20 protein-coding genes and 1 pseudogene are annotated in these 24751 nt (G+C 69.6%); 12 read left to right on the top strand and 9 right to left on the bottom strand.

The window, feature by feature from the left end:
• Positions 1–33: 33 nt before the first annotated feature.
• Positions 34–351: an STAS domain-containing protein gene (locus tag ACIBX3_RS01245; protein WP_397111830.1), complete on the top strand. Its 318-nt coding sequence runs from the start codon at positions 34–36 to the stop codon at positions 349–351.
• Between the two features lie 138 nt (positions 352–489).
• Here the strand turns inward: ACIBX3_RS01245 and ACIBX3_RS01240 are convergent, their stop codons facing one another.
• The 4 genes and pseudogenes from ACIBX3_RS01240 to nucS form a co-directional block, all read right to left on the bottom strand.
• Positions 490–1041, bottom strand: coding sequence for a TetR/AcrR family transcriptional regulator (locus ACIBX3_RS01240; RefSeq protein ID WP_397111828.1), 552 nt, complete (start codon positions 1039–1041; stop codon positions 490–492).
• A gap of 144 nt (positions 1042–1185) precedes the next feature.
• On the bottom strand, positions 1186–2658 hold the full coding sequence (locus ACIBX3_RS01235) for an aldehyde dehydrogenase family protein (RefSeq protein WP_397111826.1): 1473 nt from the start codon (positions 2656–2658) through the stop codon (positions 1186–1188).
• A 234-nt stretch (positions 2659–2892) separates the two neighbouring features.
• Positions 2893–4049 (bottom strand): annotated as a pseudogene (locus ACIBX3_RS01230) (carboxylesterase/lipase family protein).
• Between the two features lie 124 nt (positions 4050–4173).
• Entirely contained in the window at positions 4174–4836 is a 663-nt protein-coding gene (gene nucS, locus ACIBX3_RS01225) for an endonuclease NucS (protein WP_397111825.1), read from the bottom strand.
• A 68-nt stretch (positions 4837–4904) separates the two neighbouring features.
• Here nucS and ACIBX3_RS01220 point away from each other — a divergent pair, with 68 nt between their 5' ends.
• The 6 genes from ACIBX3_RS01220 (at position 4905) to ACIBX3_RS01195 (ending at position 17531) form a co-directional block, all read left to right on the top strand.
• Positions 4905–5195, top strand: coding sequence for an ATP/GTP-binding protein (locus ACIBX3_RS01220; protein ID WP_397111823.1), 291 nt, complete (start codon positions 4905–4907; stop codon positions 5193–5195).
• An 11-nt stretch (positions 5196–5206) separates the two neighbouring features.
• Positions 5207–5911: an alpha/beta hydrolase gene (locus ACIBX3_RS01215; RefSeq protein ID WP_397111822.1), complete on the top strand. Its 705-nt coding sequence runs from the start codon at positions 5207–5209 to the stop codon at positions 5909–5911.
• Positions 5912–6131: 220 nt separating this feature from the next.
• Positions 6132–9350: a LamG-like jellyroll fold domain-containing protein gene (locus ACIBX3_RS01210; RefSeq protein WP_397111820.1), complete on the top strand. Its 3219-nt coding sequence runs from the start codon at positions 6132–6134 to the stop codon at positions 9348–9350.
• A 33-nt stretch (positions 9351–9383) separates the two neighbouring features.
• Positions 9384–15656, top strand: a complete 6273-nt coding sequence (locus ACIBX3_RS01205) for an RHS repeat-associated core domain-containing protein (protein ID WP_397111819.1) — start codon at positions 9384–9386, stop codon at positions 15654–15656.
• A 118-nt stretch (positions 15657–15774) separates the two neighbouring features.
• Positions 15775–16533 (top strand): SDR family NAD(P)-dependent oxidoreductase, encoded by a 759-nt coding sequence (locus ACIBX3_RS01200; RefSeq protein WP_397111817.1) that lies wholly within the window; start codon positions 15775–15777, stop codon positions 16531–16533.
• Between the two features lie 203 nt (positions 16534–16736).
• Positions 16737–17531 (top strand): alpha/beta fold hydrolase, encoded by a 795-nt coding sequence (locus ACIBX3_RS01195; protein ID WP_397111815.1) that lies wholly within the window; start codon positions 16737–16739, stop codon positions 17529–17531.
• Here ACIBX3_RS01195 and ACIBX3_RS01190 read toward each other — a convergent pair.
• The 3 genes from ACIBX3_RS01190 to mce all read right to left on the bottom strand — a co-directional run bounded on the left by ACIBX3_RS01190 (position 17516) and on the right by mce (position 20755).
• Entirely contained in the window at positions 17516–18697 is a 1182-nt protein-coding gene (locus ACIBX3_RS01190; protein ID WP_397111813.1) for an AI-2E family transporter, read from the bottom strand. The two genes, ACIBX3_RS01195 and ACIBX3_RS01190, sit on opposite strands and share 16 nt — an antisense overlap.
• A 141-nt stretch (positions 18698–18838) precedes the next feature.
• Positions 18839–20140: a DivIVA domain-containing protein gene (locus ACIBX3_RS01185; protein ID WP_397111812.1), complete on the bottom strand. Its 1302-nt coding sequence runs from the start codon at positions 20138–20140 to the stop codon at positions 18839–18841.
• 180 nt (positions 20141–20320) lie between these two features.
• Positions 20321–20755 (bottom strand): methylmalonyl-CoA epimerase, encoded by a 435-nt coding sequence (gene mce / locus ACIBX3_RS01180; RefSeq protein ID WP_397111810.1) that lies wholly within the window; start codon positions 20753–20755, stop codon positions 20321–20323.
• 85 nt (positions 20756–20840) lie between these two features.
• On the opposite strand from mce, the gene ACIBX3_RS01175 reads away from it, so the two are divergent.
• The 5 genes from ACIBX3_RS01175 to ACIBX3_RS01155 all read left to right on the top strand — a co-directional run bounded on the left by ACIBX3_RS01175 (position 20841) and on the right by ACIBX3_RS01155 (position 23618).
• The gene (locus tag ACIBX3_RS01175; protein ID WP_397111808.1) at positions 20841–22028 is read left to right on the top strand and encodes an acetyl-CoA C-acetyltransferase; all 1188 of its coding nucleotides are present in this window, start codon (positions 20841–20843) and stop codon (positions 22026–22028) included.
• 112 nt (positions 22029–22140) lie between these two features.
• Positions 22141–22569, top strand: coding sequence for a hypothetical protein (locus tag ACIBX3_RS01170; protein ID WP_397111806.1), 429 nt, complete (start codon positions 22141–22143; stop codon positions 22567–22569).
• Positions 22563–22793, top strand: coding sequence for a helix-turn-helix transcriptional regulator (locus ACIBX3_RS01165; RefSeq protein ID WP_397111804.1), 231 nt, complete (start codon positions 22563–22565; stop codon positions 22791–22793). Before ACIBX3_RS01170 ends, ACIBX3_RS01165 begins: the two co-directional genes overlap by 7 nt.
• Positions 22790–22933, top strand: coding sequence for a hypothetical protein (locus ACIBX3_RS01160; protein ID WP_397111803.1), 144 nt, complete (start codon positions 22790–22792; stop codon positions 22931–22933). The genes ACIBX3_RS01165 and ACIBX3_RS01160 overlap by 4 nt, the downstream gene beginning before the upstream one ends.
• Positions 22887–23618 carry an alcohol dehydrogenase catalytic domain-containing protein gene (locus ACIBX3_RS01155; protein ID WP_397111801.1) on the top strand — a complete coding sequence of 244 codons (732 nt, stop codon included), beginning with the start codon at positions 22887–22889 and terminating at the stop codon, positions 23616–23618. Before ACIBX3_RS01160 ends, ACIBX3_RS01155 begins: the two co-directional genes overlap by 47 nt.
• On the opposite strand, the gene ACIBX3_RS01150 is transcribed toward ACIBX3_RS01155, so the two are convergent.
• Together ACIBX3_RS01150 and ACIBX3_RS01145 are read right to left on the bottom strand one after the other, a co-directional pair.
• A complete protein-coding gene (locus tag ACIBX3_RS01150) occupies positions 23582–23734 on the bottom strand; it encodes a hypothetical protein (protein ID WP_397111799.1) in 153 nt (50 codons plus the stop codon). The genes ACIBX3_RS01155 and ACIBX3_RS01150 overlap by 37 nt on opposite strands.
• Before the next feature lie 333 nt (positions 23735–24067).
• Positions 24068–24739, bottom strand: coding sequence for a DUF4230 domain-containing protein (locus tag ACIBX3_RS01145; RefSeq protein WP_397111797.1), 672 nt, complete (start codon positions 24737–24739; stop codon positions 24068–24070).
• Positions 24740–24751 lie beyond the last annotated feature (12 nt).

The following is a 24751-nucleotide window of genomic DNA, read 5'->3' as shown; positions in this document are numbered from 1 at the left end:
TCACCTCGCTGTGTGCGTGATTGAGGAGGTGGCATGCGCGTCCGGGGCAATCCGAGGGCTCAGGTGGTGCGGATCGGGGCCAGGCTCGACGCGGGCACGTCGGCCGGAGTGCGCGAGCGGTTGCACAAGGCCATCGACTCCGGTGAGGGCGACCTGATCCTGGATCTCTCCAAGCTGGAGATGATCGACGCGACCGGTCTCGGGGTGCTCGTGGGGGCGCATCGGCGCGCGCTGGGCGTGCAACGCCGCCTCGTTCTTCGGGGGGTGCCACCGCGGATCATGCGGATCCTCGCGGTGACCCGGCTGAATCGGGTCCTGCACGTGGAGGTTCCGGCGGCCGCGGTGGCCTGAGGTGACATATCGGAGCGGGCGACGATCAGCCGTTGCCCGCTCTTTCATGACTTAGACAAAATAGCGATTATGGTTGGCGCGGATCTGTCGGCTATGGCACCGAATACCACAGAAATGCCGATTTATTGACGCGCGCCATCACACCGGCTCAGGGCTGGCCAGGCTCCGCATGAAGATGTGCACGGCCGCGTCCACGAGTTCGTCGATCTCCGGTCGATCGTCCGAGACCAGCCATTCGATGAGCAACTCCTGTAACGCGCCAATGACGCCGAGTGCGAGCAGTCGCCGATTCAGCCGCGCCTCCTGTGGGAAATCGGCGGAGGCGTCCTGGATGAGACGGGCGAAGGCCTCCACGGCACGCTGGCGGGACAGCGTCAGGACATCCCCTGACCTGCGTACCTCCACATGCATGATGCGGCCGCGGCGCCAGTCCGCCGTGGTGAACTCGATATAGGCGCGAATCCCTGCCTTGACCCTTCCGTCGAGCGTGTTCGGCGCTTCCTGTAACGCTTTGGCAACGACGGCCAGGCTTTCCTCCACGCACCGCTCGTGCAACGCCTGAAGGAGCTCCTCGCGGCCGCCGAAACATTCGTAGAAGGCGCGGTTGGAGATTCGCGCCTCTGAGCACAACCTTTCGATGGTCGTCGCCGCGAAACCCGGCTTCGCGTAGAGCGTGTACGCGGCCGTCATCAGCCGCTCCCGTCTGTCTGCCAGCCTTTGCTCAGCCGACATTCCCCGGTAAGACCGGTTCACATTCCACCCGTCCAACATGATCGTGGCCCCCAGAGCACACAATTATGGACGGATGATCGGTTTTGGGAAAGGGTAAGAAGATTATCTTTTACGTCGTCCATGCAAGAACGTGACAAGTCTGATCAGTCGCTCAAGCTCCGCGGGCCCTCGCGCGAACGACGTCAGGTTCATTCCGGGCATGGCGAAGCGCTGCCGGGAGATCGCCTTCGGTCTGGCGAACTCACGCAGCCCGTCGGCTCCGTGGATGCGCCCGAACCCGGAATCGCCCACGCCCCCGAACGGCAGTGCCGGGACCCCGGCGAACGAGATGACCGAGTTGATGGCGGTCATCCCGGTACGCATCATGCGGGCCAGCTCCATCGCCCGGCGCACGTTCCTGGAGAAGACCGTTCCTCCCAGCCCGTACGCGGTGGCGTTGGCGAGCTCCAGTGCCTCCTGCGCGTCGCGGGTGCGGCGGACGGTGATCGTCGGGCCGAACGTCTCCTCGCGTACCGCAGGAGAGTCCTCGGGCACGTCCTCCACGATCACCGGGTCCACGTACGGCGCCCGAACCGCGCCTGGGCCGCCCGTGACGACCTTCCCCGCCTTGGCGGCGTCGTCGACGTGCCGCTTGATGATCTCCACCTGGCCCGGCATCGTGATCGGGCCGTAGTCCTCGCCGGCCCGCAGCTTCGCCGCGCGATCGGACAGCTCGCGCATGAAACTTTCATAGACCGCGTCCACCACGTAGACGCGTTCGACCCCCACGCACGTCTGCCCGGCGTTGGACATCGCGCCCCACAGGCAGGCGTCGGCGGCCTTGGCCAAATCCGCGTCGGCGTCCACGATGAACGCGTCCTTGCCGCCGCACTCGGCCACGATCGGCGTCAGGTTCTCGGCGCAGGCCGCCATGACGCGCTTGGCCGTGGCGGTCGAGCCGGTGAACGCCACCTTCCGCACCCGCGGGTCGGCCGCCAGCGCCGCGCCTGTCTCGCCGAGCCCGGTCACAGCCTGGAACACCGGATGCTCGGGCACCGACTCGGCGAACAGCTCCGCCATCCGCACGCCCACGCCGGGGGTGAGCTCGCTCGGCTTGAACACGACCGCGTTGCCGGCCGCCAGCGCGTACGCGATGGAGCCCATGGGGGTGAAGACCGGGTAGTTCCACGGACCGATCACGGCGACGACGCCCAGGGGGAGGTATTCGAGGGTGGCGGCCAGGTTGAGGCCGATCATGCCGGTCGAGACACGGCGACGGCCGAGGACCTTCTGCGCGTTGCGGGCCGCCCAGTCGATGTGGGTGATCGCCAGCACGATCTCCAGCGTTGCGTCGCCCACCGGCTTGCCGGTCTCCTCGCGGACCAGCTCGGCCAGCTCTTTCAGGTGCTGGGTGATGACGGCCTTGTAGTCGAGCAGGCGCCACCTGCGCTCGGCCTGGCCCAGCGCCGCCCACCACGCGGCCGCCCCCTCTGCCCGGCCCACCGCCTCGCGCACGGCCTCTTGTCCCTGGTTGGGGTGACTGCCGACGACCTCGCCGGTAGCCGGGTTGAGTGAGTCGAACGTCAGCGTCGTCATAGCGTCACGATAGAAGAGTAAGACATTACTTACTATAGCGCGGGTGCCTCCTTGGGCATCCTGCGGCGGGATCCGGCTCGCCGCCATCGCCTGTCGCGTCCGGCGTGTGAGGCCGGGCCCGGTATCGCGGGCGGACGCCGGGGGAAGACCCCACGGCCCTGCACAGGCCGCGGGAGCCTCTCTCACCTGCCGGCCAGGGCGTCCCAGAACGGGAGATCGTGCCGGGCCGACATGTCATACGGGCCGACGCCCCGGGGGCCGAGATCGAGCCCCTGCACGTAGCGTCTCTGATCGGCTGGCGATCCTGGGGAATCCCCAGGAACAGTGCACGGCGAAATGCCGGGCATGCACCGATCGTCGGTTTCCCTTCGACGGGTAGTGTCCGGCGACGGCGGGCGCCTTGTCGCCGAAGACCCGGCGCAGCTCGGTCTGGTACTGCTCCTCGTTCCAGCCCCCGTACAGCACCGACGCGAACAGTGTGCCCTCGTCCCGCGTGATGCCGCTCATCAGCGGCACGCGGTGGAAGCGCCCCTCGGCCAGCACGGCCGCCGGGTCCTCGGGCAGCACCGCGTTGCCGTAGCCGGGCAGCGGGAGCGGCGTCAGCGCCAGCAGGTCGCGCACCGGTTTGCCGCGCAGGCACGCGATGGCGGTCGCCGGATCCGCGCAGCCGACCGACGCGGCCAGCGTCTGGCCGTACCCCTCGTGCACCGCCACCGGGATCCACAGCGGCACGTCGAGCAGCGGACGGAAGCCCGCGCCGTCGAACGCCGCCGTCGAGCACGGCGTGCTCTGCATGATCGCCCGGTGGAAGAGGCCCGCCGAGCCGGGAGAGACGAGCTGCCCGCACACGGAGTGGGAGCCCGCCGACTGGCCGAACAGCGTCACGTTACGCGGGTCGCCGCCGAACGCGGCCACGTTGCGCTGCACCCACCGAAGGGCCGCCTGCTGGTCCTCCAGCCCGAACGCGCCGCCGTTCGGCAGTCCCGGATAGCCGAAGAAGCCGAAGACGCCCAGCCGGTAGTTGACGGTCACGACGACGACGTCGCCGCGAGACGGGCCGGGTCGTAGTCGCTGCCCGCGCCCGTCATCAGGCTTCCGCCGTGCAGCCACACCATGACCGGTCTGGGCCGGGCGCGGGAGGCGGAGCTGGGGGCGGTCACGTTCAAGTAGAGGCAGTCCTCGCTCTCGCTGGCCGGGAGGTTCCAGCGGTCGGTGTTCTGGGCGCACCTGTCGCCCGGGGCGGTCGCGTCGCGTACGCCGGTCCAGGGCTCCACCGGCTGCGGCGAGCGCCAGCGCAGCTCGCCGACGGGCGGGGCGGCGTACGGGATGCCCTGGAAGAGCCGGTGCCCGGCGGCGAGCTCGCCCCGGACCCACCCCGTGTCGGTCCGCACGGTAGCGCCGCCCGCCTCCTCGGCCGTCGCCGGCTGGGCGGCGGCCAGGAGGAGGACGACGGTCGTGAGCAAGGTCTACGTTAATCGCCAAGGTCTCATGGAACCGAGGCTAGATCGCGAAGACCTAGAACAGGGTGGGGTTCTCCGGCTCGATGCCGCGCAGGGTGTCGTAGTCGAGGGTCACACAGCCGATGCCGCGGTCGGTGGCCAGGACCCGCGCCTGGGGCTTGATCTCCTGAGCGGCGAAGACGCCGCGGACCGGCGCCAGCAGCGGGTCGCGGTTGAGCAGCTCCAGGTAACGGGTGAGTTGCTCGACACCGTCGATCTCGCCGCGGCGCTTGATCTCCACGGCCACGGTCGCGCCCAGCGCGTCGCGGCACAGGATGTCCACCGGCCCGATCGCCGTCATGTACTCGCGCCGGATCAGCGAGTAGCCCTCGCCCAGGGTCGTGATGTGCTCGGCGAGCAGCTCCTGCAGGTGGGCCTCCACGCCGTCCTTGATCAGGCCGGGGTCGACGCCGAGCTCGTGGCTGGAGTCGTGGAGGATCTCGGCCATGGTCAGGACCAGCTTCTCGCCGGTCTTGCCGTGGGTGACCGTCCAGGTCTCGCCGTCTTCTTTGAGCTTGCACGGCGGATTCATCCAGTTGAGCGGTTTGAAGGCGCGGTCGTCGGCGTGAATGCTCACGCTGCCGTCCGCCTTGATCAGCACGAGCCTCGGCGCCATCGGCAGATGCGCCGTGAGCCGTCCTACGTAATCCACGCTGCATCGCGCGATGACCAGCCGCATGACGACCCACCTTAGCGGCTCTGGAAAACTGGACGCATGGCGTTCGAAGGGTCTGGAGACAGTAAAGGATGAGCCCACGACGGGCCCGCCGAAAGGAGTCCTCCCGCCCCTTCGGCTTCCCGACCGGCCTGGACAAGGTGGAGGAATGGCCGGACGGCGAGTGGAAGGTCCGCATGCTCACCGGCGGGTCCTCGACGAAGGACTACCGCTGCCCCGGCTGCGAACAGGAGATCCGCAGCGGTCAGCCGCACCTCGTCGCCTGGCCCAACTGGGCCGGAGGGGACGAGGAACGCCGCCATTGGCATCAGGCCTGCTGGCGTAAGAGACTCGACCGCGGCCCCGGCCGCAGCCGTTACTGAGAGGATCCAAGGTGGAGATTCGCGCGGCGACGGTGCTGCCTGCCCGGCGGGAGCCGATCGAGCTGCACACGGGCGACGGCCTGACCCTGGTCGGCGAGCTGGCCCTGCCGCTCGACCGGCCCCCCGTGGCGACGTTGGTGACCCTGCACCCGCTGCCCACCCACGGCGGTTTCATGGACAGCCACGTCTACAAGAAGGCCGCCAACCGCCTGCCGGCCCTCGCCGACCTGGCCGTGCTGCGCTTCAACACCCGGGGCACGTCGTCGGAGCGCGGCACGTCGGAGGGCACGTTCGACGGCGGCGAGGGGGAGCGCTACGACGTCGCGGCCGCGCTGGAGTACGCCGAATACCACGACCTGCCGCGCGTCTGGGTGGTCGGCTGGTCGTTCGGGACCGAGCTGACGCTCAAGTGGGCCCACGACCCGCTGGTCGAGGGCGCGATCCTGCTCTCGCCGCCGCTGCACAGGGCGACGGACGACGACCTGGACGCGTGGGCGCGGTTCGGGCGCCCGCTGGTGGCGCTGGTGCCGGAGTTCGACGACTACCTGCGGCCGGAGGAGGCCCGACGGCGGTTCGCGCGAGTGCCTCAGGCGGAGGTCATCGGCGTGGACGGGGCCAAGCACCTGTGGGTGGGGGAGCCGTACGTGCGCATCGCGCTCGACGAGATCGTCAAGCGGGTCAATCCGGCCGCGTGGCCGCTGCCGACGGAGGTCTGACGGTTCTTTCCGTGTGAATCGTGGCGTTGAAGGATTCTTTGAGCAGAATGCGCAGAACTCTGGACCTTCGCGCTTACGGAAGTAAGAATCCGATCGTCAACCGAAGATCGCGGAGACGCCGGGCGGTTCCTCCCTCCCGCGCGTAACCCCTGCTCACCATGGGCGAGGACAGATGCGGGTTGTGCGTGTTCTGGGTGCGGCGGCGCTGGCGGTCCCCCTCTTGACGATTCCTTCGAACCAGGCCGCCGTCGCGGCACCCGCAGCACCGCCGGCGGCGGTGGGCACACCGCAGAAGCCGGAGGAGGACGCGCTCGCCCTGGCCCGGCGCGAGCAGCGACCCGTCGAGGTCGAGCCGATGCGGAGCGAGACCCGGCAGGTCTACGTCCAGCCCGACGGCACCTACACGATGGAGCAGCACGTCCGCCCGGTACGCGTCCGCAAGGACGGCCGCTGGGTGCCCGTGGACACCACGCTCCGCCTGGGCCCGGACGGCGCGGTCGAGCCGGTCGCCACGGCGGCCGGGCTGAGGTTCTCCGGCGGCGGCGATGCCCCGCTCGCCCGGCTCTCGCGCGGCGCCAAGTCCCTGGAGCTCGGCTGGCCCGGCACGCTGCCCAAGCCGGCGCTCAACGGTGACACCGCGACCTACGCCGAGGTCATGCCGGGCGTGGACCTCCAGGTCACCGCGGACGTGGACGGCTTCTCCCACCTGCTGGTGGTCAAGTCGCGGACGGCCGCGGCGAGCCTGACCGAGCTGGCGTTCCCGCTCACCGCCAACGGCCTGTCGGTGAAGGCGGACAAGGCGGGCAACCTGGAGGCCGTCGACAAGAGCGGGGGCACGATCTTCATCGCGCCCACGCCGAAGATGTGGGACTCCGAGGGCATCACGAGCCCGCGGGCGCTCAAGGAAGGCCGGTCCCCGGAGGCCAGAGAGGCCGCGATGGGCGTGGAGCTCACGGGCCGGCACCTGCGGCTCAAGCCGGACCGGAAGATGCTGGCGGACCCGGAGACGAAGTTCCCCGTCTATCTGGACCCGTACTTCTCGGCCGCGCGCGGCGCGTGGACGGCGGTCTGGAGCAACTGGCCCAACTCCAACTACCTCAACTCCAGCGACGTCGCCAGGGTGGGGCACGTCGAGTCGCAGACGAACCGCTCGTTCTTCCAGATGAACACCGGCTCCACCATCCACGGCAAGCAGATCGTCAAGGCGACGCTGCGGACGTACGAGACGTGGTCGTACTCGTGCAGCGCCCGCAAGGTCGAGGCGTGGGCGACCAACCCGATCAGCAAGACCACCACCTGGAAGAACCAGCCGACGTGGGTCACGCTGCTGTCCACGGTCAACGTGGCCAAGGGCTGGGGCTCGTCCTGCCTGCCCGGCGGCGTCGAGTTCGACGTCACCCCGCAGGTGGTCAACGCCGCCGCCAAGAAGTGGCCCAACATCACCATCGGCCTGCGGGCCACCAGCGAGAGCGACGTCTACGCCTGGAAGAAGTTCCGGAACAACCCGAGCCTGGTCATCGAGTACAACTCGATCCCGACCGCGCCCGTCGCCGCCGACGCGTGGTCCGACCCGGGAGGCGCCTGCGGCTCGGGCGACACGCGGCCGATCATCAGCAGCGTCACGCCGAAGTTGTGGGCCAGGCTGAAGGACGCCGACAACTCGGTCAAGGGCCGGTTCGAGTGGTGGTCGGCCGCCGGTGCGAAGCTGGGCGAGCACGTCACCAGCCTGAGCTCCAGCGGCACCGCGTTCTACGCGAGCGTCCCGCCGGGCGCGTACGCCGACGGCGCGCTGATCCGCTGGAGGGTCCGCGCCGAGGACGGCAAGGCCACCAGCGCGTGGAGCCCCTGGTGCGAGGCGACCGTGGACGCCACCGCCCCCGGCAAGGAGCCGGCGGTCACCTCGCCCCAGTACGCGGAGAACGCCTGGAACGACGGCGTGGGCCTGGCCGGCTCGTTCACGTTCGCCCCCAACGGCGTCGGCGACGTGGCCGCCTACGTCTACGGCCTCGACGCGACGCCCGGCACCACGGTCGCGCCCGCCGCGGACGGCACCGCCACGATCCAGCTCACCCCGCGCCACGACGGCCCCAACGTCCTGTCCGTACGCAGCAAGGACCGCGCGGGCCAGCTCGGCCCGATCCGCACGTACGTCTTCAACGTCAACGCCGGCCGGTCCCCGAGCGGCCACTGGACCATGGACGAGGGCCAGGGCACCGTGGCCGCGGATGCCGCGAACACCCGCCCGGCCACGCTCTACGGCGCCACGTGGACGACCGGCAGGACCGGCTCGGGCCTGAAACTGGCGAACTCCTACGCCCAGACCTCCGCCCCCGTCGTCGACACCACCCGCAACTTCACCGTCACCGCCTGGGCCCGCCTGACCGCCACCACCGGCACGGCCACCGTCGTCACCCAGGAGGGCGCCAGGACCGGCGCGTTCGCGCTGCAGTACTCGAAGAGTCACGACCGCTGGGCCCTGGCCCGCGCCGGCGCCGACGCGGACGCTGCCACGTCCGCGCGCGCCCTGTCGGCCGCCGCGCCGCGCCTGAACGAGTGGACCCACTTGACAGGCGTCTACGACGCGGCGGCCGGCACGCTCTCCCTCTACGTCAACGGCCGCCTGGAGTCCACGGTCGCCTCCACCCAGCCGTGGAACGCCACCGGCGCTCTGACGATCGGCCGCGGCAAGGCCGCCGGGGCCGCCGCCGAGTTCTGGCCGGGCGACGTCGACGACGTGCGCGTCTACGACCGGGCCATGTTCGCCGACGAGGTCGCCGACCTGGTCAACAGCGCCGCCACGCTGGTCGGCCACTGGCAGCTGGACGAGGAGTCCGGCTACTCCGCCGCAGACTCCTCGGGGCGGGCCACGCCGGCGATGCTGGTCGGCGGCTCCTCATGGACCTCGGGCTGGCTGGACGGCGCACTCGCGCTCGACGGCGTCAACGGCGCCGCAGAGACGTCCAAGCCGGCCGTGTCCACCGGGGCCGGGTTCACCGTGGCCCTCTGGACCCAGCTCGACTACCTGCCCACCGGCGACGCGGCCGCCGTCGCCCAGCCCGGGACGCGGGCGGCCGGGTTCCAGCTCGGGTACGACAAGGGGCAGGGGCGGTGGCTGTTCGGCATGGCCGCCGACGACACCGACGCGGCGGCCCTCGTCCGCACCCGCTCCGACGCCATCCCGAACCCGCTCGAATGGACCCACCTGGCCGGCGTGTACGACCCCCTCGCCGGCCAGATCCGCATCTACGTCAACGGCCGCCTGTCCACCACCACCGTCACCAGCCATGTCAGCAAATGGAGCTCCACCGGCCCGCTGCACCTGGGCCGGACCAAGGCCGCGGGTGTCCTCACCGGCTACTGGCCGGGCACCGTGGACGACGTCCGCGCGTACGACGGCGTGCTGAGCGCCGAGCAGATCGCACAGCTAGCAGCCCAGTAATTCCCGACCAGCACCCCCGACTGGGAGAGGTTCATGGAACTGCCGGATGAGTTAGAGCTGCCCGAATCCCGCTGGAATCGTTTTCCGCCGCCCGAAGAACCCGATCTCCCCGACCCTTCCTGGAACCGATTCCAGGAGCCGAAGCGCGAGTCGCCCTGGCCACGCCGGCTCGCGATCATGCTCTCCGTCGTCCTGGTCGCGCCGCTGGCGCAGGCCATGCCCGCCGCGGCCGCCTCTCGCCCGGCACCGTCCGTGCAGAAGGAGACGCCGGTCAAGGGCAAAGCCGTCCCGGTGCTGCCGCCGTTAGCCGATCCCGTACAGAAACAGGCGTGGAAAGCGCCACCAGGCGTCACCTGGCCCAAACCCCAGAAGGCCGAGCTGGGCGGTGGCGCCACCACTCTGGCGGCCGGCTTCCCGGTGAAGCTGGCACCCCGGCAAGGGGAGGCCAAAACGGCTGCGGCCGTCGAGCCGGTGAGCGTGGAACTGCTCGACACCGATCGGCTCGGCCTGGCGATGCGGGTCTCCCCCGGTCAGGGCGTCGCGACGGCCAAGGCGGCGAAGCAGACCCGCCTGCAGATCGATTACTCGGGCTTCCGTTACGCCTACGGCGGCGACTACGGCGCCCGGCTGCGGATGGTCAAGCTGGACGAATGCGCGCTCGACGCCGCCGCCACGAACTGTCCGCAGCCGCAGCCGGTGAAGAGCGAGAACGATGCCCAGGCCGGCACCCTGACCGCCGAGGTCCAGACCGGCGCCGTGTACGCGCTCACGGCCGCCGCCTCCGGCCAGTCCGGCGACCACTCGGCCACCTCGCTGTCACCGTCCGCGGACTGGAGCGTCGGCACCCAGACCGGCGACTTCACCTGGGGTTACGACATGCGCACGCCGCCCGCGCTGGGTGGCGACGAGCCGGAGCTCTCGCTGGCCTACTCCTCGCAGAGCGTGGACGGCCGCACCGCCTCCACCAACAACCAGGCGTCATGGGCCGGTGACGGCTTCGATCTCGACCCCGGCGGCTTCATCGAGCGCCGCTACAAGTCCTGCACGCTCGACGGCAAGAAGACCGGCGACCTGTGCTGGGACCAGGACAACGCCACCCTGTCGCTCGGCGGCTCCGCCGTCGAGCTGATCAAAGACACCACGACCAAGCAGTGGCGGCCCAAGCGCGACGACGGCACTCGGATCGAGTACCTCACCGGGGCCACCAACGGCGACAACAACGGTGAGTACTGGCGCGTCACCAGCGCCGACGGCACCCAGTACACCTTCGGCCTCAACCGCCTGCCCGGCTGGGCGACCGGCAAGCCGGAGACCAAGTCGGTGCAGACGGTGCCGGTGTTCGGCAACAACAGCGGCGAACCCTGCTACTCCAGCACTCCGGCCAACGCCTGGTGCCAGCAGGCCTACCGGTGGAACCTCGACTACGAGGTGGACACCCACGGCAACGCCACCACGTACTGGTACGAGCGGGAGACCAACTACTACGGCCGCAACTCCAAGCCTGAGCTGGGCACCCCGTACGTACGTGGCGCCTATCTCACCCGCATCGACTACGGCTACCTGCAGAACGAGCTGTTCACCAAAGCCCCGGCGTCCCGCGTGCTTTTCGAGGTGGCCGAGCGCTGCCTGCCCAGCGGCACCGTCACCTGCGCGCCCGACCAGCTCAAGAAGGAGACCGCCAGTCATTGGCCGGACGTCCCGTTCGACCAGATCTGCAACTCCGGCGTGAAGTGCACCGACCGTCTGACGGCGACGTTCTTCACCCGCAAGCGGCTGACCAAGGTCACCACTCAGGTCCTCAACACCGACACCGCCAAGTGCTCCGGCGCACAGTACTGCGTGGTGGACTCCTGGGCGCTGACCCACCAGTTCCCCGCCACGGGTGACGGCCTCAGCCCGTCGCTGTGGCTGGCCTCGGTCCAGCAGACCGGCCACGTGGGCGGCACGATCACGCTGCCCAAGACCACGTTCATCGGCGTCCAGCTCCCCAACCGGGTGGACGCCAACGAGGGCCGCGCCCCGCTGGTCAAGTGGCGCGTCCAGTCGGTCGACAACGGGACCGGCGGCGAGCTGCGCATCAACTACGCCCCCGCCGACTGCAAGCCGGGCGAGACCTTCACGGCGGACAAGAACACCAGGCGGTGCTTCCCGCAGCGCTGGACGCCGCAGGACGAAACCGAGGTGACCGACTGGTTCCACAAGTACGTGGTGTCGCAGACGGTCGAGGTGGACCGCGTCGCGGCCTCGCCCAACGTGGTCACCAGCTACGAGTACCTGGACGGCGCCGCCTGGCACTACGCCGACAACATCCTCGTCAAGCCCGCGCACCGCACATGGTCGGACTTCCGCGGGTTCGGCCGGGTACGGGTGCGCGAGGGCGACGGGCAGGACACCAAGCGCACGCTGACCGAGTTCCGGTATTTCCGCGGCATGCACGGCGACAAGCAGGCTGACGGTTCCAAGCGCACCGTGCAGGTCGCGGACTCCGAGGGCGGCAAGCTGGACGACCTCGACCAGTATTCCGGCCTCGAACACGAGGAGATCCTGTACGACGGCGACGGCGGGGCCATCCTGAAGGCGACCGTCGAGCAGCCGTGGTCGGTGAAGACCGCGGAGTCCACGCAGGGCGGCGTCACCAAGACCGCGTACGTGGTCGAGGCCAAGTCCATGGTCACCCGCACCGCGCTGCCCGGCGGCAAATGGCGGCGTACCGGCGAGGAGCGCTCGTACGACACCAAGGGTCTGCTCACCCAGGTGGAGGAGAAGGGCGATCTGGCCACGGCCGACGACGATCAGTGCACCCGCTACACCTACGCCCGGAACGACGCGAGCTGGATGCTCGACTATCCCAGTCGTGTCCAGAAGGTCTCCGCCGGCTGCGGTACCGCCGTGTCCACGCTGGCCGCCGGTGAGGTGATCTCCGACGAGAAGGTCCAGTACGACAACAAGGCGTACGGCCAGGCCCCGAGCAAGGGCGATGTGACCACGGTCCAGCAGCTCGTCTCCGGGGACGGTGCGACGATCACCGACAGCACCCACAGTTACGACGTGTACGGTCGCGAGACCAGCGAAACGGACGCGATCGGCACCAAGTCCGTGACCACCTACAGCCCGGCCACGGGCGCCCCTCCAACCGAGATCGTCGAGACCAACCAGCTCGGCCACGTCGATCGCACGATCCTCGAACCGGCCTGGGGCGAGCCCGTCGCCGAGGTCGACGCGAACAACCGCCGCGTCGACATGGAGCACGATGCGCTCGGCCGCCTGGTCAAGGTCTGGCAGCCCGACCGCAGCAAGGCGGCCGGACAGTCGCCCAGCACGGAGTACTCCTACGTCATGCGTGCCGACGGCCCCAGCATCGTCACCACGAAGACGCTGCGCGCCGACGGCGGGTACACCACCAGCCACGAGTTGTACGACGGCTTGGCGCGCGAGCGCCAGACCCAGGAACCCGCGCCGAGGGACGACCAGACGCAGGATCCCGCGCTGCGCGACGGCCGCACGATCACCGACACCTTCTACAACTCCCAGGGCGAACAGTTCAAGACCAACACCGGCTACTTCGCCACCGGGGCACCCTCGACCGACCTGCTGGCGGTGGCCGACACCGACGTGCCCACGCAGGTCGTGTCCGTCTTCGACGGGGCGGGTGACGTCAACGCCCAGATCCTCAAGGCGAAGGGCGTGGAGAAGTACCGGGCCTCGTCCAAGCAGGAGGGTGACAGGATTCACGTGACGCCACCCGCGGGCGGCACGGCGACCACCCGCATCGGTGACTCCGAGGACCGCCTGATCGAGCTGCGCCAGTACAAGGGCGCGACCCCGACAGGCGAGTACGAATCCACCAAGTACACCTACGACCACGCCGGACGGCTGTCCACGGTGACCGACTCGGCAGGCAACGTGTGGCGCCACCACTACGACCTGCGCGGCCGGGAGATCAAGACCGAGGACCCCGACAAGGGCGTCACGACGATGACGTACAACGACGCCGACGAGCTGGTCAGCACCACTGACGCCCGCGGCAAGACCCTGTGGTACGTCTACGACGAGCTGGGCCGCAAGAAGGAACAGCGCGAGGGCTCCGCGACCGGCCCGCTGCTCGCCGAGTGGAAATACGACGCGCTGGCCAAGGGCCATCTGAACGCCAGCATCCGGTACGTGGACGGGCAGGCGTACAAGGCGGAGATCAACGCGATCGACATCGACTACCGGCCGCTGCGCGAGACCGTCACCATCCCCGCGCGGGAGGGCAAGCTGGCGGGCTCGTACGTGCTCAACACCCGTTACACGCTCGACGACCAGGTCCAGTCCGTCAGCTTCCCGGCGGTCGGCGGGCTGGAGGAGGAGTCGGTCGTCTACTCCTACGACGAGCTGAGCCAGCCGACCAAGGTCACCGGCCTGTCGTCGTACGTGACCGCCACCCGCTACTCCAAGCTGGGCGAGACCCTGCAGTACGAGCTGGGCACCGGCGGGAAGAAGACCTGGCTCACCTACAGCTACGACGAGAACAGCCGCAGGCCGGCAAGCATGCGGCTGGACCGGGAGGGCGCCACGGCGACCGACCTGGACCTCAACTACACCTACGACGCGGTCGGCAACATCACCAAGATCGCCGACAAGGGAGCGAGCGGTCAGGACACGCAGTGCTTCGCCTATGACCATCTGCGCCGGATGACCTCGGCCTGGACGGGCACAGACGACTGCGCCAGCGGGAGCCCGCAGTCGGACAAGATCGGCGGCGTGGCCCCGTACGCGTTCAGCTACGCCTACGACTCCACCGGCAACCGGATCAAGGAGACCAAGCACGCCTGGGGCGGCGTGGGTGAGTCGGTCCGCTCCTACACCTACCCGCCGGCGGGCGGCAAGCAGCCGCACGCGCTGCAGACCGTAGGCGCGGACCTCTTCGAGTACGACGCCGCGGGCAACACCACCAGGCGGAAGGTCGGCGCCGCGGACCAGACCCTGGTCTGGGACGCCGAGGGCAACCTGGAGTCGGTGACGGAGGCGGGCAAGACGACGTCGTTCGTGTACGACGCGGACGGCGACCGGCTGATCCGCAAGACGCCGACCGACGCCACGCTCTACGTCGACGACATGGAGCTGCGCTTCGACTTCGCCAAGGACGCCGTCGAGCAGACTCGCTACTACACCATCAACGACCAGCCCATCGCGGTACGCACGAACGACAACAAGGTCTACTTGCTGGCCAACGACCACCAGGGCACCGCGCAGGCCGCGGTGAACGCCGGGACCGGTGAGCTGGCCGTACGGAGGATGACCCCGTTCGGTGAGAACCGGGGCTCGCCACCGCCATGGTGGCCGGGACAGCGCGGGTTCGTCGGAGGCACGCAGGATTCGACGACCGGGCTGGTTCACCTCGGCGCTCGCGAGTACGACCCGAAGCACGGCCGGTTCCTGTCGGTCGACCCGATCATCGATGATGTGGATCCGCAGCAGCTCAACGCCTACGCCTACGCCAACAACAGCCCCGTCACCATGAGTGACCCCGACGGGCAGCTGTTCTGGTTCGCCGCGGGCATCGCGGCCAGGATCGCCGCACGCTACATCGCCAAGAAATTGGCCCAGCGCCGCTTGAGGCAGATGATGATCCGTCGCGCCCGGGAGGCGGCCAGGAAGCGGGCCTTGGAGGAGGCCAAGAAGCGGGCCAGGGAAGAGGCCAAGAAGCGGGCCAAAGAGGCCGCCAGGAAACGGGCCCTCGCCGAGGCGAAGAAGCGGCGGCTGGCGGAGGCCAGGAGGAAGGCGGCAGAGAAGGCCAGGAAGGCGCGGGAGGCCGCGGCGAGGCGACGGGCCGCGATAGCGGCCCGGAGAGCGGCGAGGAAGGCCGCTCGCGAGGCGGCGGCCAAGCGGCGGATGGCGCTGGCGGCTCAGCGGCGCAACCACCGGGCCGGCCGGATCCCCAGAGGAGTCCAGCACTCGCGCTCGCGCCCGGCCAGGCGGCCGACCAGCCACAGGGCGACACAGCGGCAGTCCCCGCCGAAGACGAACCGGCAGCCGGCACAGCCACGGCCGAGCCAGGTCTACCGGAACGACGGCTCCGTTCAGCCGACCCAGTCCTACACCGTCTACGGCAACGGCCGGATGTACCCACAGGGGAGGCCACCGTCGAACCTGCCGCAGCGCGGTGGCACCGGCCAGGGTGAGAAGCAGATCTTCAGGCCGGAGAAGATCGAGATCGAGACGAACCGGAGGGGAGGGGCGGCCGCCGAACTCGGCGCCCGAGGCCAGAAGATCGCCGACAACGTCATCGATCTGTTCGACACCTGGTTCGGTGGAATGGGCTGACAGCACCTCCTTCCGCTGAGCGCTGACCGGCGCGGGGCCCTCGTGGTCCCGCGCCGGTGGCGTTCCCGAGAGTTCTGTCCATAGAATCTTGTTCGGTTCCGGTTCGGAGGAGGCAGGCGTGGGCGCGTTCGATCTCAGCGGGAAGCAGGCCCTGGTCACGGGGGCGTCGAAGGGCATCGGGCGGGCCATCGCGCTCGCGTACGCCGAGGCGGGCGCCGACGTCGCGCTCGTGTCCCGGTCGGCCGACACGCTCGCCGAGGTCGGCAAGGAGATCGAGGCCCTGGGCCGGCGCGCCGTCGTCATCCCCGCCGACCTCACCGACCGCGAGGCCGCCGCCGGCGCCGTGGCGGCGGCCATCGACGGGCTCGGCCACCTCGACATCGTGGTCAACAATGCCGGCGGGTCGAACTTCCTGGTCGAGTTCAAGGACCTGCGGCTGTCCGGCTGGGACAAGCTCATGCGGCTCAACCTCGACTCCGCCATGGTCGTCTGCCACGCTGTCGCGCCGCACCTGCTGGAGCGCGGCTCGGGCTCCGTCATCAACGTGGCGTCGGCGGCCGCGCTCGGCGCCCCCTTCCTCGCCCCGTACGCCGCCGCCAAGGCCGGGCTGGTGGCGCTCACCAAGACGCTCGCCGTGGAATGGGCGCAGGCCGGGGTGCGGGTGAACGCCCTGTGCCCCGGCTGGACGGCCACCGGCCTCAACCGCAACCTGTGGGAGGACGAGGCGTCGAGCGCCGCCACGATCGCGTCGGTGCCCATGCGGCGCTGGGGTACCGCGGAGGAGATGGCCCACCCCGCCGTCTTCCTGGCCGGCGCGGCGTCGGCGTACATGACGGGCCAGGTCCTCTTCATCGACGGCGGCGCCACCGCCATCTGACCTCGCCGGCCGGCCGTTTCACCCATCGGTGCACGCCCCGTGGGCGCGGCCGCGAGGGCACGGCGGTCCCGGCGGTGGCGTGCCGGACGAGGGTGGATCGCGGCCTGTCGGGGATTGCGCCGGAGAAGCGGTCCGCGTTATGGGGGTATATCGGCATACGACATTGAGTGCTCGCCGCCGCGAACCGCGTTACCGTGTGGTCCGTGCAGCTCTACATGAGATCGGCCGGGACCGGGCTCCCGGTTGTGCTGCTTCACGCGTTCCCGCTGTCATCGGCCATGTGGCTGGCCCAGCGGGAAGGGCTGGCGAGGGCCTGCCGCGTCATCACGCCCGACCTGCGCGGCTTCGGCGGCTCCCGGCTGGGCGAGGACGAGCCGTCGCTCGACCTCATGGCCGACGACGTCGCCAGACTGCTCGACGAGGAAGGCATCGACAGGGCGGTGGTCGGCGGACTGTCCATGGGCGGCTATGTGACCATGGCGTTCTGCCGACGGCACCCCGACCGGATGCTCGGCGCCATCCTGGCCGACACCAAAGCCGGCCCCGACCCCGCTCCGGCGAGGGAGAACAGAGAGCGCATCGCGCGAGCCGTGCTGTCCGACGGGAGCGACGTGCTGGTCAACGAGGTGCTGCCGGCGCTCATCGGGCCCACGACCAAGGAGCGGCGCGCCATGGTGTTCGGGCGCGTCAAAGGGTTGGTGCAGTCCGCGCCGCCGGGCGCCGTCGCCTGGGCGCAGCGGGCCATGGCCGCGCGGCCCGACTCGTTCGACACGCTCGCCGCGCTGAAGGTGCCCCTGCTCGTCGTCGTGGGAGAGGAGGACGAGCTGTCGCCGCCCGCCGACGCGGAGGCAATGGCGCGGGCCGCGCCCGGTGGCCGGCTGGAGATCATCCCGAAGGCGGGTCATCTGAGCGCGGTCGAGCAGCCGGAGGCGTTCAACGCGGCGGTCGCGGAGTTCCTCAGGACGGAGCTGGGCGGCGTCCGTCAGGCCCGCGCCTGACGGGGGATGACGACCTCGCGGATGATCAGCGCGATCGCCGCGGCCACCGGGATGGCCAGGAGCGCGCCGACGATGCCCAGCAGCGCGCCGCCGAACAACGCGGCGATCACCGTCACCGCGGGGGTCACGTCCACCGAGCGCTTCATCACCCTGGGGTAGATGAAGTAGTTCTCGACCTGCTGGTAGATCAGGAAGAAGATCGCGCAGGCGATGCCCGCGGGTAGAGACTGCAGCAGCGCCACGCCGGTGACCAGCGCCGCGCCGATCGTCGCGCCCACCAGTGGGATCAGGTCCGTCAGGGCGACGACCAGGGCGAGCGCGAGGGCGTAGTTGACGCCGGCGATCGACAGGAAGATCCACGTCAGCACGCCCGCGATGACCGAGATCAGCACATTGCCCGCGACGTAGCCGCCGATGCCGGTGAGGATCTGCTCGCTGATCGCGCTGGTGCGCGTCCGGCGCGAGGTCGGCACGAGCTTGAGCAGATAGGTCTTGATCGTGTGCAGCGAGCCGAGGAAGTAGAGCATGAGCACCAGCAACGTCACGGTCGTGAACACGCTGTCCAGCACCACCAGCCCCGCGCCCATGATCCCGGAGGCCAGCGACGGCCCCAGCGTGTTCGTCACGAACGACGTGAGCTTCGGGATGATCTGGTAGTTGGCGTCCAGTTCCTTCACCGTCGGATGGTTGCTCAGATCCGTCAGATAGCCGGGCACCGCCGCGACGAACTCCGACAACTGCTGCCCCACCGGCGGCACCACGGCCAACCCGAACAGCACGAACGCCACGATGACGCCGGCGAACACGATCGAGATCGCGCCCCGCCTGGCCATGCCACGGCGCTGCAACGCCTCGACGGCCGGGTTGAGCCCGACGGCCAGGAACATCGCCACCACGATGAGGATGATCGTGCTGAGCGACTTGACGACCATCTGGGCGATCGCGATCGCGGTCAGTACCCCCAGCCCGCCGACCAGCCCGAACAGGAACGGGCCGCGGGCGAGCGGCTTGCCGGGGATTCCGTACGGCTGCGCGCCGGCGTCCTCCTGCGCCGCCCGGTCCCTGATCTGGGCGGCTTCGGCCTCGACCGCCACCGCTTCCTCCCGCCCCTCGGCCACCGGCGTCTCCCGATCCCGCCCGGTCGTGGGCTCGGCTTCAGTGGACAAGGCAACCCCCAGGAAGGTCGGCGACAAACCTCGACGGACGCGTGCAATGCGTACGTGCCCGGCAACAAAGAGAGAGCCTAGCGACCATCCGATCGCCAGGCTCTCTCCAGCCGTCGTTCAACCCCCCCGTGACGCGAATGGCTACTCCTGCCACCACTCCGCGTCGTCCTCGGTCTTGGCCTCGACCTTGGGAGCCGGCGTCGGGGCCGGGGCAGACGACTCGACCGCAGGTGCGGGCGCGGGTGCCGCAAGCGCGGGCTTCGGCGGGGCCGCCGTGACCGCGGGCTCCGGCTCCATGCCCGGCAGGGCGGCGCCACCGAGCAACTGGCGCAGCTGCGCCAGGTGGCTGGTGATGCTGTCGCGCTGGCGGGTGAGCTCGTCGACCTGGCGCTGCATCGTCGCACGCGTGCGCTCGGCTTCGTTCTTCGCTTCGGTGACGATCGTCTCGGCGCTCGACTTGGCGTCGGCGACGATGGTCTCGGAGCTCTTGCGGGCGTTCGCGACGAGCTGCTTGGCGTGCAGGTCGGCCTCGCGGCGCGTCTGCTCGGCCTGCTGGGTCGCCTTCGTGGCCCTCGACTCGGCCGTGGCGGCCCGCTGCTCGGCCTCGGCGACCAGCTTCTGTGTGGCCGCCTGGGCGGTGGCGTGGCGCTCGGCCTCCTGGCGCTCGGCCTCCTCGCGGCGGGAGGCGAGCTGGATCTCGAACTCCGCCTCGTCCTGCGCCCGCTTGGCCTCCGACTCCTCCAGCACGCGCTGAGCCTGCGCGCGCATCTCGTCGGCCTGCCGCTTGGCGGTGGTCAGGACCTCGTCGCGCTCACGCTTGGTCGAGGCGCGCAGCTGGGCGACCTCGCGCTCGGTGGTCGTGCGCAGCTTGGCGATCTCGCGCTCGGCGTCGGCCCGCTTCTCCGCCACCTCGTGGTCGGCCGTGGCCCGCAGCTTGGAGACCTCGCGCTCGGTGGTGTTGGTCAGCTCGTCCGCCTCGCGGCGGGCGGTCGAGCGGATCTCCTCGGCGTCCCGCTCGGCGGCGGTGCGCATCTCGTCGCTCTCGCGCGTGGCCTGGGCCCGCTTCTCCGCCGCCTCGGCCTCGGCGGCGGCACGCACGTCGGCGGCCTCCACCTTGGCGGCCGCCTTGATCTCGTTGGCCTCGGACCTGGCGGCCTGCACGAGCTCCGTGGCCTGCTCCTCGGCCAGGCGCAGCAGCTGCTCGATACGGGCGCCCAGACCGGAGTAGGTCGGGCGCTCCTGCTCCTGCAGCTGGCGCTGGGAGTCGGACAGATCCCGCTGCAGACTCGCGAGTTGCTCGCGGGACTGGCGTAGCTCTTGGTCGAGTTGCTTGAGGTGATCGTGGACCTGATGACGGTCGTAACCACGAAGCACCACGTCGAACTCGCGCGCTGGAGCATCCTCGAAGAAGTTGTTGAGCTGGGCGTCGATGTCGGACTGCATGGAGGCTCGATCCTGGGTTGTCGAGACGGCTACACGGGCCGGACGGGGGGTTCGGGGCATCCGAGCCAGGAGCCTGTGCCTCGCGGCAGGCTCCATGTCCGGGAAGGCCAAGCGTACTCCGCTGCTGCCAGCTGCGAAGCCCCGTCCAAGTTTCTGCGTGACTAGTTACATTTGAACCTTTTATGGCGATTTAAGGGACCGCGCCGCCTGGACCAACTCCGTCAGCATTCCCCCTACATCCTTCGGATGGAGGAAGGCGATCTGCGAGCCCATCGACCCGTGCCTGGGGCGCTCGTCCAGGAGCCTCACACCCTTCTCATTGATCTTAGCCATCGATTCTGTGACGTCACGCACACCGAATGCAACATGATGGACGCCCTCGCCCCGCTTGGCGAGGAATTTGCCTACAGGCGAGTCCTCGGTGAGAGGCTCCAGGAGCTGGATGTAGGAGCCCCCGCCTTCGCCGTCGGCGATGTGCAGCATGGCCTCCTTGACACCCTGCTCCTCGTTCACTTCCCGGGCCACGACGGTCAGTTCGAACGTCTCCGAGAAAAACGCGATCTTCTCTTCGAGGTTCCTGCACGCGATCCCAATGTGGTCGATCCGCATGAACATGTGTGGCCTACCTCCATAGCGGACGGCGTTCTACTCGTGGGTATCGTGTCAAACAACCGACGCGCGAGCACAGGAGGCCGTTGTCATGTCCCGTTCCGTCATCGTCGCCGGAGCTCGCACCCCTATCGGCAAGCTGCTGGGAGCCCTGTCCGGCCAGTCGGCCACCGACCTGGGCGGCGTCGCCATCAAGGCCGCCCTCGAGCGGGCCGGGGTGGCGCCGGAAGCGGTCCAGTACGTCATCATGGGCCAGGTCCTGCAGGCCGGCGCCGGCCAGATCCCCTCACGCCAGGCCGCCGTCAAGGCCGGCATCCCGATGACCGTGCCGTCCGTCACCATCAACAAGGTCTGCCTGTCGGGTCTCGACGCGATCGCCCTGGCCGACCAGCTCATCAGGGCGGGTGAGTTCGACATCGTGGTGGCCGGCGGCATGGAGTCCATGACCAACGCCCCGCATCTGCTGCCGGGGCTGCGCAAGGGCGTCAAGTACGGCGGCTCCGAGGTCGTCGACTCGATGGCCCACGACGGCCTGTTCTGCGCCTTCGACCAGTGCGCGATGGGGGAGTCGACCGAGCGTTACAACGCCAGGCTGGGCATCGGCCGCGAGGAGCAGGACGCCCTGTCGGCCCGCTCGCACCAGCTCGCCGCCGCCGCGACCAAGAACGGCGTCTTCGACGACGAGATCGTCCCGGTGGAGATCCCGCAGCGGCGCGGCGAGCCGGTGATCGTCAAGGAGGACGAGGGCGTACGCGGGGACACGACCGTGGAGACGCTGGCCAGGCTCCGCCCGGCCTTCGCCGCCGACGGCACGATCACGGCCGGCTCGGCGTCCCAGATCTCCGACGGCGCCTGCGCCGTGGTCGTCATGTCCAAGGCGAAGGCGGAGGAGCTCGGCCTGCGGTGGCTGGCGGAGATCGGCAGGCACGGCAACGTGGCGGGCCCGGACGCGTCGCTGCAGTCGCAGCCGGCGAACGCCATCAAGCAGGCGATGGCCAAGCAGGGCGTGACCGCCGGCGACCTGGACCTGATCGAGATCAACGAGGCGTTCGCGAGCGTGGTCCTGCAGTCGGCCAAGGAACTCGGCGTGCCCCTGGAGAAGGTGAACGTCAACGGCGGTGGCATCGCTCTGGGCCACCCGATCGGCGCGTCGGGCGCGCGGATCGTGCTGACGCTGGCCCACGAGCTGAAGCGCAGGGGCGGCGGCCTGGGCGCGGCCGGCCTGTGTGGCGGCGGTGGCCAGGGTGACGCCCTGCTCATCACCGTCCCGAAGGCGTAGCCGTCGCGGCTGCTCGTTGATCATCTCGTCGCCGTTCACGACGACGCCCCTCCCATGCGTGCCGATGTAAAAAATTATAGACATGATGTCCGTGATGCTTTACATTCGAGGCATGGCATCGGAAGAGAAAAGCGCGTGGATCATGGTGGTGGTCTCGCTCTGCGGATACGGGGTCTACCTCGCGGTCATCCTCAGCAGGGCGAGCTCCACCCCGCTCACCGAGGTGTCGTACGTCGCGCCGCTGCTGTGGACCATCGGCGGCGCCTGCCTGGCGTCGATGGTGCTGTCCATCGCGGCCAACCTGGCCTCGCCGGCCGACATCGGCAAGAAGGACCAGCGCGACCGCGAGATCCACCGCTACGGCGAGTTCGCCGGCCAGTGGTTCCTCGTCGCCGGCGCGATCGCGGCGCTCGTCATGGCGATGGCCGAGCTGGATCACTTCTGGATCGCCAACACGATCTACCTGGCGTTCGTCCTGTCGGCCTTCCTCGGGTCCACACTCAAGATCATCGCCTACCGTCGCGGGCTCCCGACATGGTGAAGTCCACGAAGGTCACGAACTCGATCCGCGCCCTGCGCTTCACGCACGGCGAGATGACGCAGGCCGAGCTGGCCGACCGTGTCGGCGTCACCAGGCAGACCATCATCGCCATCGAGCAGGGCCGCTATTCGCCGTCCCTCGAGATGGCGTTCCAGATCGCGCGGGTTTTCGGGGTCCCCCTCGACGACGTGTTCCAGTACCCGGACGGAGACCAGGGGAAATGAAAGCGATCACTCGGGACGCCTACGGCTCGGCCGACGTCCTCAGCCTCACCGACGTCGAGCAGCCCGTGCCCGGCGACGACGACGTCCTGATACGTGTCCGCGCGGCCGGCGTCGACATGGGCGCCTGGCATCTCCTGTAGGGCGTGCCGTACCTCATGCGCCCCGGCCACCGGCCTGCGCAGGCCCAGGAATCCGCAGCTCGGGATCGACGTCGCGGGGGAGGTGGAGGCGGCCGGCGCCAATGTCACCGGGTTCAAGCCGGGCGACCGGGTGTTCGGGACGTGCGACGGCGCCTACGCCGAGTACGCGCGCACCCCGCGGGACAGGCTCGGCGATCCCGGACAACATCACGTTCGAGCAGGCCGCGGCGCTGCCGACGTCGGGAATGACCGCGCTGACGGCCCTGCGCGACGCCGGGCGGGTGCGACCGGGGCAGGGGGTCCTGGTCATCGTCGGCGGGAAGGGCGGCCGGTGGCTGGCGGGATGGACCGGGGGCTCCGCACGGTCCTCCAGACGCTGGCGGAGCCGGCGGGGAACGGCAACATTTCGCCGGTCGTCGAGTGGACGTACCCGCTGAGCGACGTGCCCGAAGCCGTCCGGGAGCCGGCGAAAGGGCACGCGCGCGGCAAGATGGTCATCACCGTGCAGGACGCCGCAGGCCGTTGTCTCCGCATACGCGCGAAGCCCCGGTCCGACCAGAACGGACCGGGGCTCCATCACGCGTGCCCCCTACGGGGGCTGTTCAGCCCGGCCGCGAGGGAGGCTGCGGCCGGGCTGCTTGTATGCGGTCATGAGGCGAAGAGCCTGGCGAAGACCGAGCGGTGACGACGCTCGGACCGCAGGCCCTTCACGGCCTCCCGTACGCGCCGCTGCTCGGCGGCGGCCCGGCGGAGTTCGGACGCGTGGTGTTGCATGACGGTGTATTCGAGTTCGGCGTTCATGTCGAGTGCTCCTGTGCGCTGTGGCTTGTCGTCTGCACTCTTAAGAGTCGTCCTAAGGCCCATCCCGCCACATCGGGCGGATGTCCTATGTTGCGGCGTATGGGCTCCCCGGAAGGTCCTTAGGCGCGCGCACAGGACCTCTAAGACGCCCGCCGCACCGTGTAGGTACCACCCGGACCGGCCGCCCGGTACGCCACGGACTGGCGAACGTGGCCGTGCCGACGACCGCTTCGTCGCCTACGGCGGCGACGTGCCCGCGGCGGAGGCGGCCGAGCATGTGGTCGAGGCCGTACGGCTGGCGCTCGACCACGTCGAGCACGCGCTCTTCGGGGTCTAGGGTTCGTCGGCGAACTTGACCGTGACCTTCGTGAAGCCCAGCGACTTGAGCATGCCCGACAACATCGCCTTGGTGTTGGCGTCGGCCCTGGCGCGCAGGTCGCTCGCCACGGCGGCCTCGGTGATCTTCTTCTCGGCGAGCAGGTAGAGCTCCCGTTGATCACCGGGGGAACCCGACAGGAAGTCCTGCACCCGGTCGAACAGGCCGCGCTGCTGCGCGAACACGTACGAGCGGCTGTTGTCCAGGTTCGGCTTCTCGAGCTGGGCGCGCGGGAGCCGGATGGTCGCCTGGGTGCGGTCCTCCGAGATCGTCACCGCGTTCGTGGCCATGCCGGAGAAGTCCACGTACGCGTCCACGCCGCCCGATCCCACGAACAGCGTCCTGGTGCCCTTGATTCCGTCCGGCAGGAAGTTCGCGTCCTTCTCCAGGTCCACGACCACCTGGAAGTTCCCTGTCGCGGCCTCGAACCGGCTGAGGTCCTTGATGGACTGGAGCAGCACCGGCTGGCTGCGGTCGATCACCTGCTCGCCCATGGGGTTGAGCCAGGTCCAGGCCAGGCGGCCGGCCACCACGAGCAGGACCGCCAGGACCAGGAAACCCGCCACATATCGCCACCTGCGGCGCCGCCCGGGAGTGACCTCGGGCAGCGTCGTACGGGAAGTCGTCATGGTGGCATGACT

Source organism: Nonomuraea sp. NPDC049480, assembly GCF_044465905.1.
GTDB lineage: Bacteria > Actinomycetota > Actinomycetes > Streptosporangiales > Streptosporangiaceae > Nonomuraea.
Note: the sequence above shows the minus strand (reverse complement) of the source record. Positions and strands in the feature narration are given on the sequence as shown.

Coding starts and splice junctions, on each gene's coding strand:
- ACIBX3_RS01245 (WP_397111830.1), top strand. CDS start 34: ATGCGCGTCCGGGGCAATCCGAGGGCTCAGGTGGTGCGGATCGGGGCC.
- ACIBX3_RS01240 (WP_397111828.1), bottom strand. CDS start 1,041: ATGACGGCCGCGTACACGCTCTACGCGAAGCCGGGTTTCGCGGCGACG.
- ACIBX3_RS01235 (WP_397111826.1), bottom strand. CDS start 2,658: ATGACGACGCTGACGTTCGACTCACTCAACCCGGCTACCGGCGAGGTC.
- nucS (WP_397111825.1), bottom strand. CDS start 4,836: ATGCGGCTGGTCATCGCGCGATGCAGCGTGGATTACGTAGGACGGCTC.
- ACIBX3_RS01220 (WP_397111823.1), top strand. CDS start 4,905: ATGAGCCCACGACGGGCCCGCCGAAAGGAGTCCTCCCGCCCCTTCGGC.
- ACIBX3_RS01205 (WP_397111819.1), top strand. CDS start 9,384: ATGGAACTGCCGGATGAGTTAGAGCTGCCCGAATCCCGCTGGAATCGT.
- ACIBX3_RS01185 (WP_397111812.1), bottom strand. CDS start 20,140: ATGCAGTCCGACATCGACGCCCAGCTCAACAACTTCTTCGAGGATGCT.
- mce (WP_397111810.1), bottom strand. CDS start 20,755: ATGTTCATGCGGATCGACCACATTGGGATCGCGTGCAGGAACCTCGAA.
- ACIBX3_RS01175 (WP_397111808.1), top strand. CDS start 20,841: ATGTCCCGTTCCGTCATCGTCGCCGGAGCTCGCACCCCTATCGGCAAG.
- ACIBX3_RS01170 (WP_397111806.1), top strand. CDS start 22,141: ATGGCATCGGAAGAGAAAAGCGCGTGGATCATGGTGGTGGTCTCGCTC.
- ACIBX3_RS01165 (WP_397111804.1), top strand. CDS start 22,563: ATGGTGAAGTCCACGAAGGTCACGAACTCGATCCGCGCCCTGCGCTTC.
- ACIBX3_RS01160 (WP_397111803.1), top strand. CDS start 22,790: ATGAAAGCGATCACTCGGGACGCCTACGGCTCGGCCGACGTCCTCAGC.
- ACIBX3_RS01150 (WP_397111799.1), bottom strand. CDS start 23,734: ATGAACGCCGAACTCGAATACACCGTCATGCAACACCACGCGTCCGAA.
- ACIBX3_RS01145 (WP_397111797.1), bottom strand. CDS start 24,739: ATGACGACTTCCCGTACGACGCTGCCCGAGGTCACTCCCGGGCGGCGC.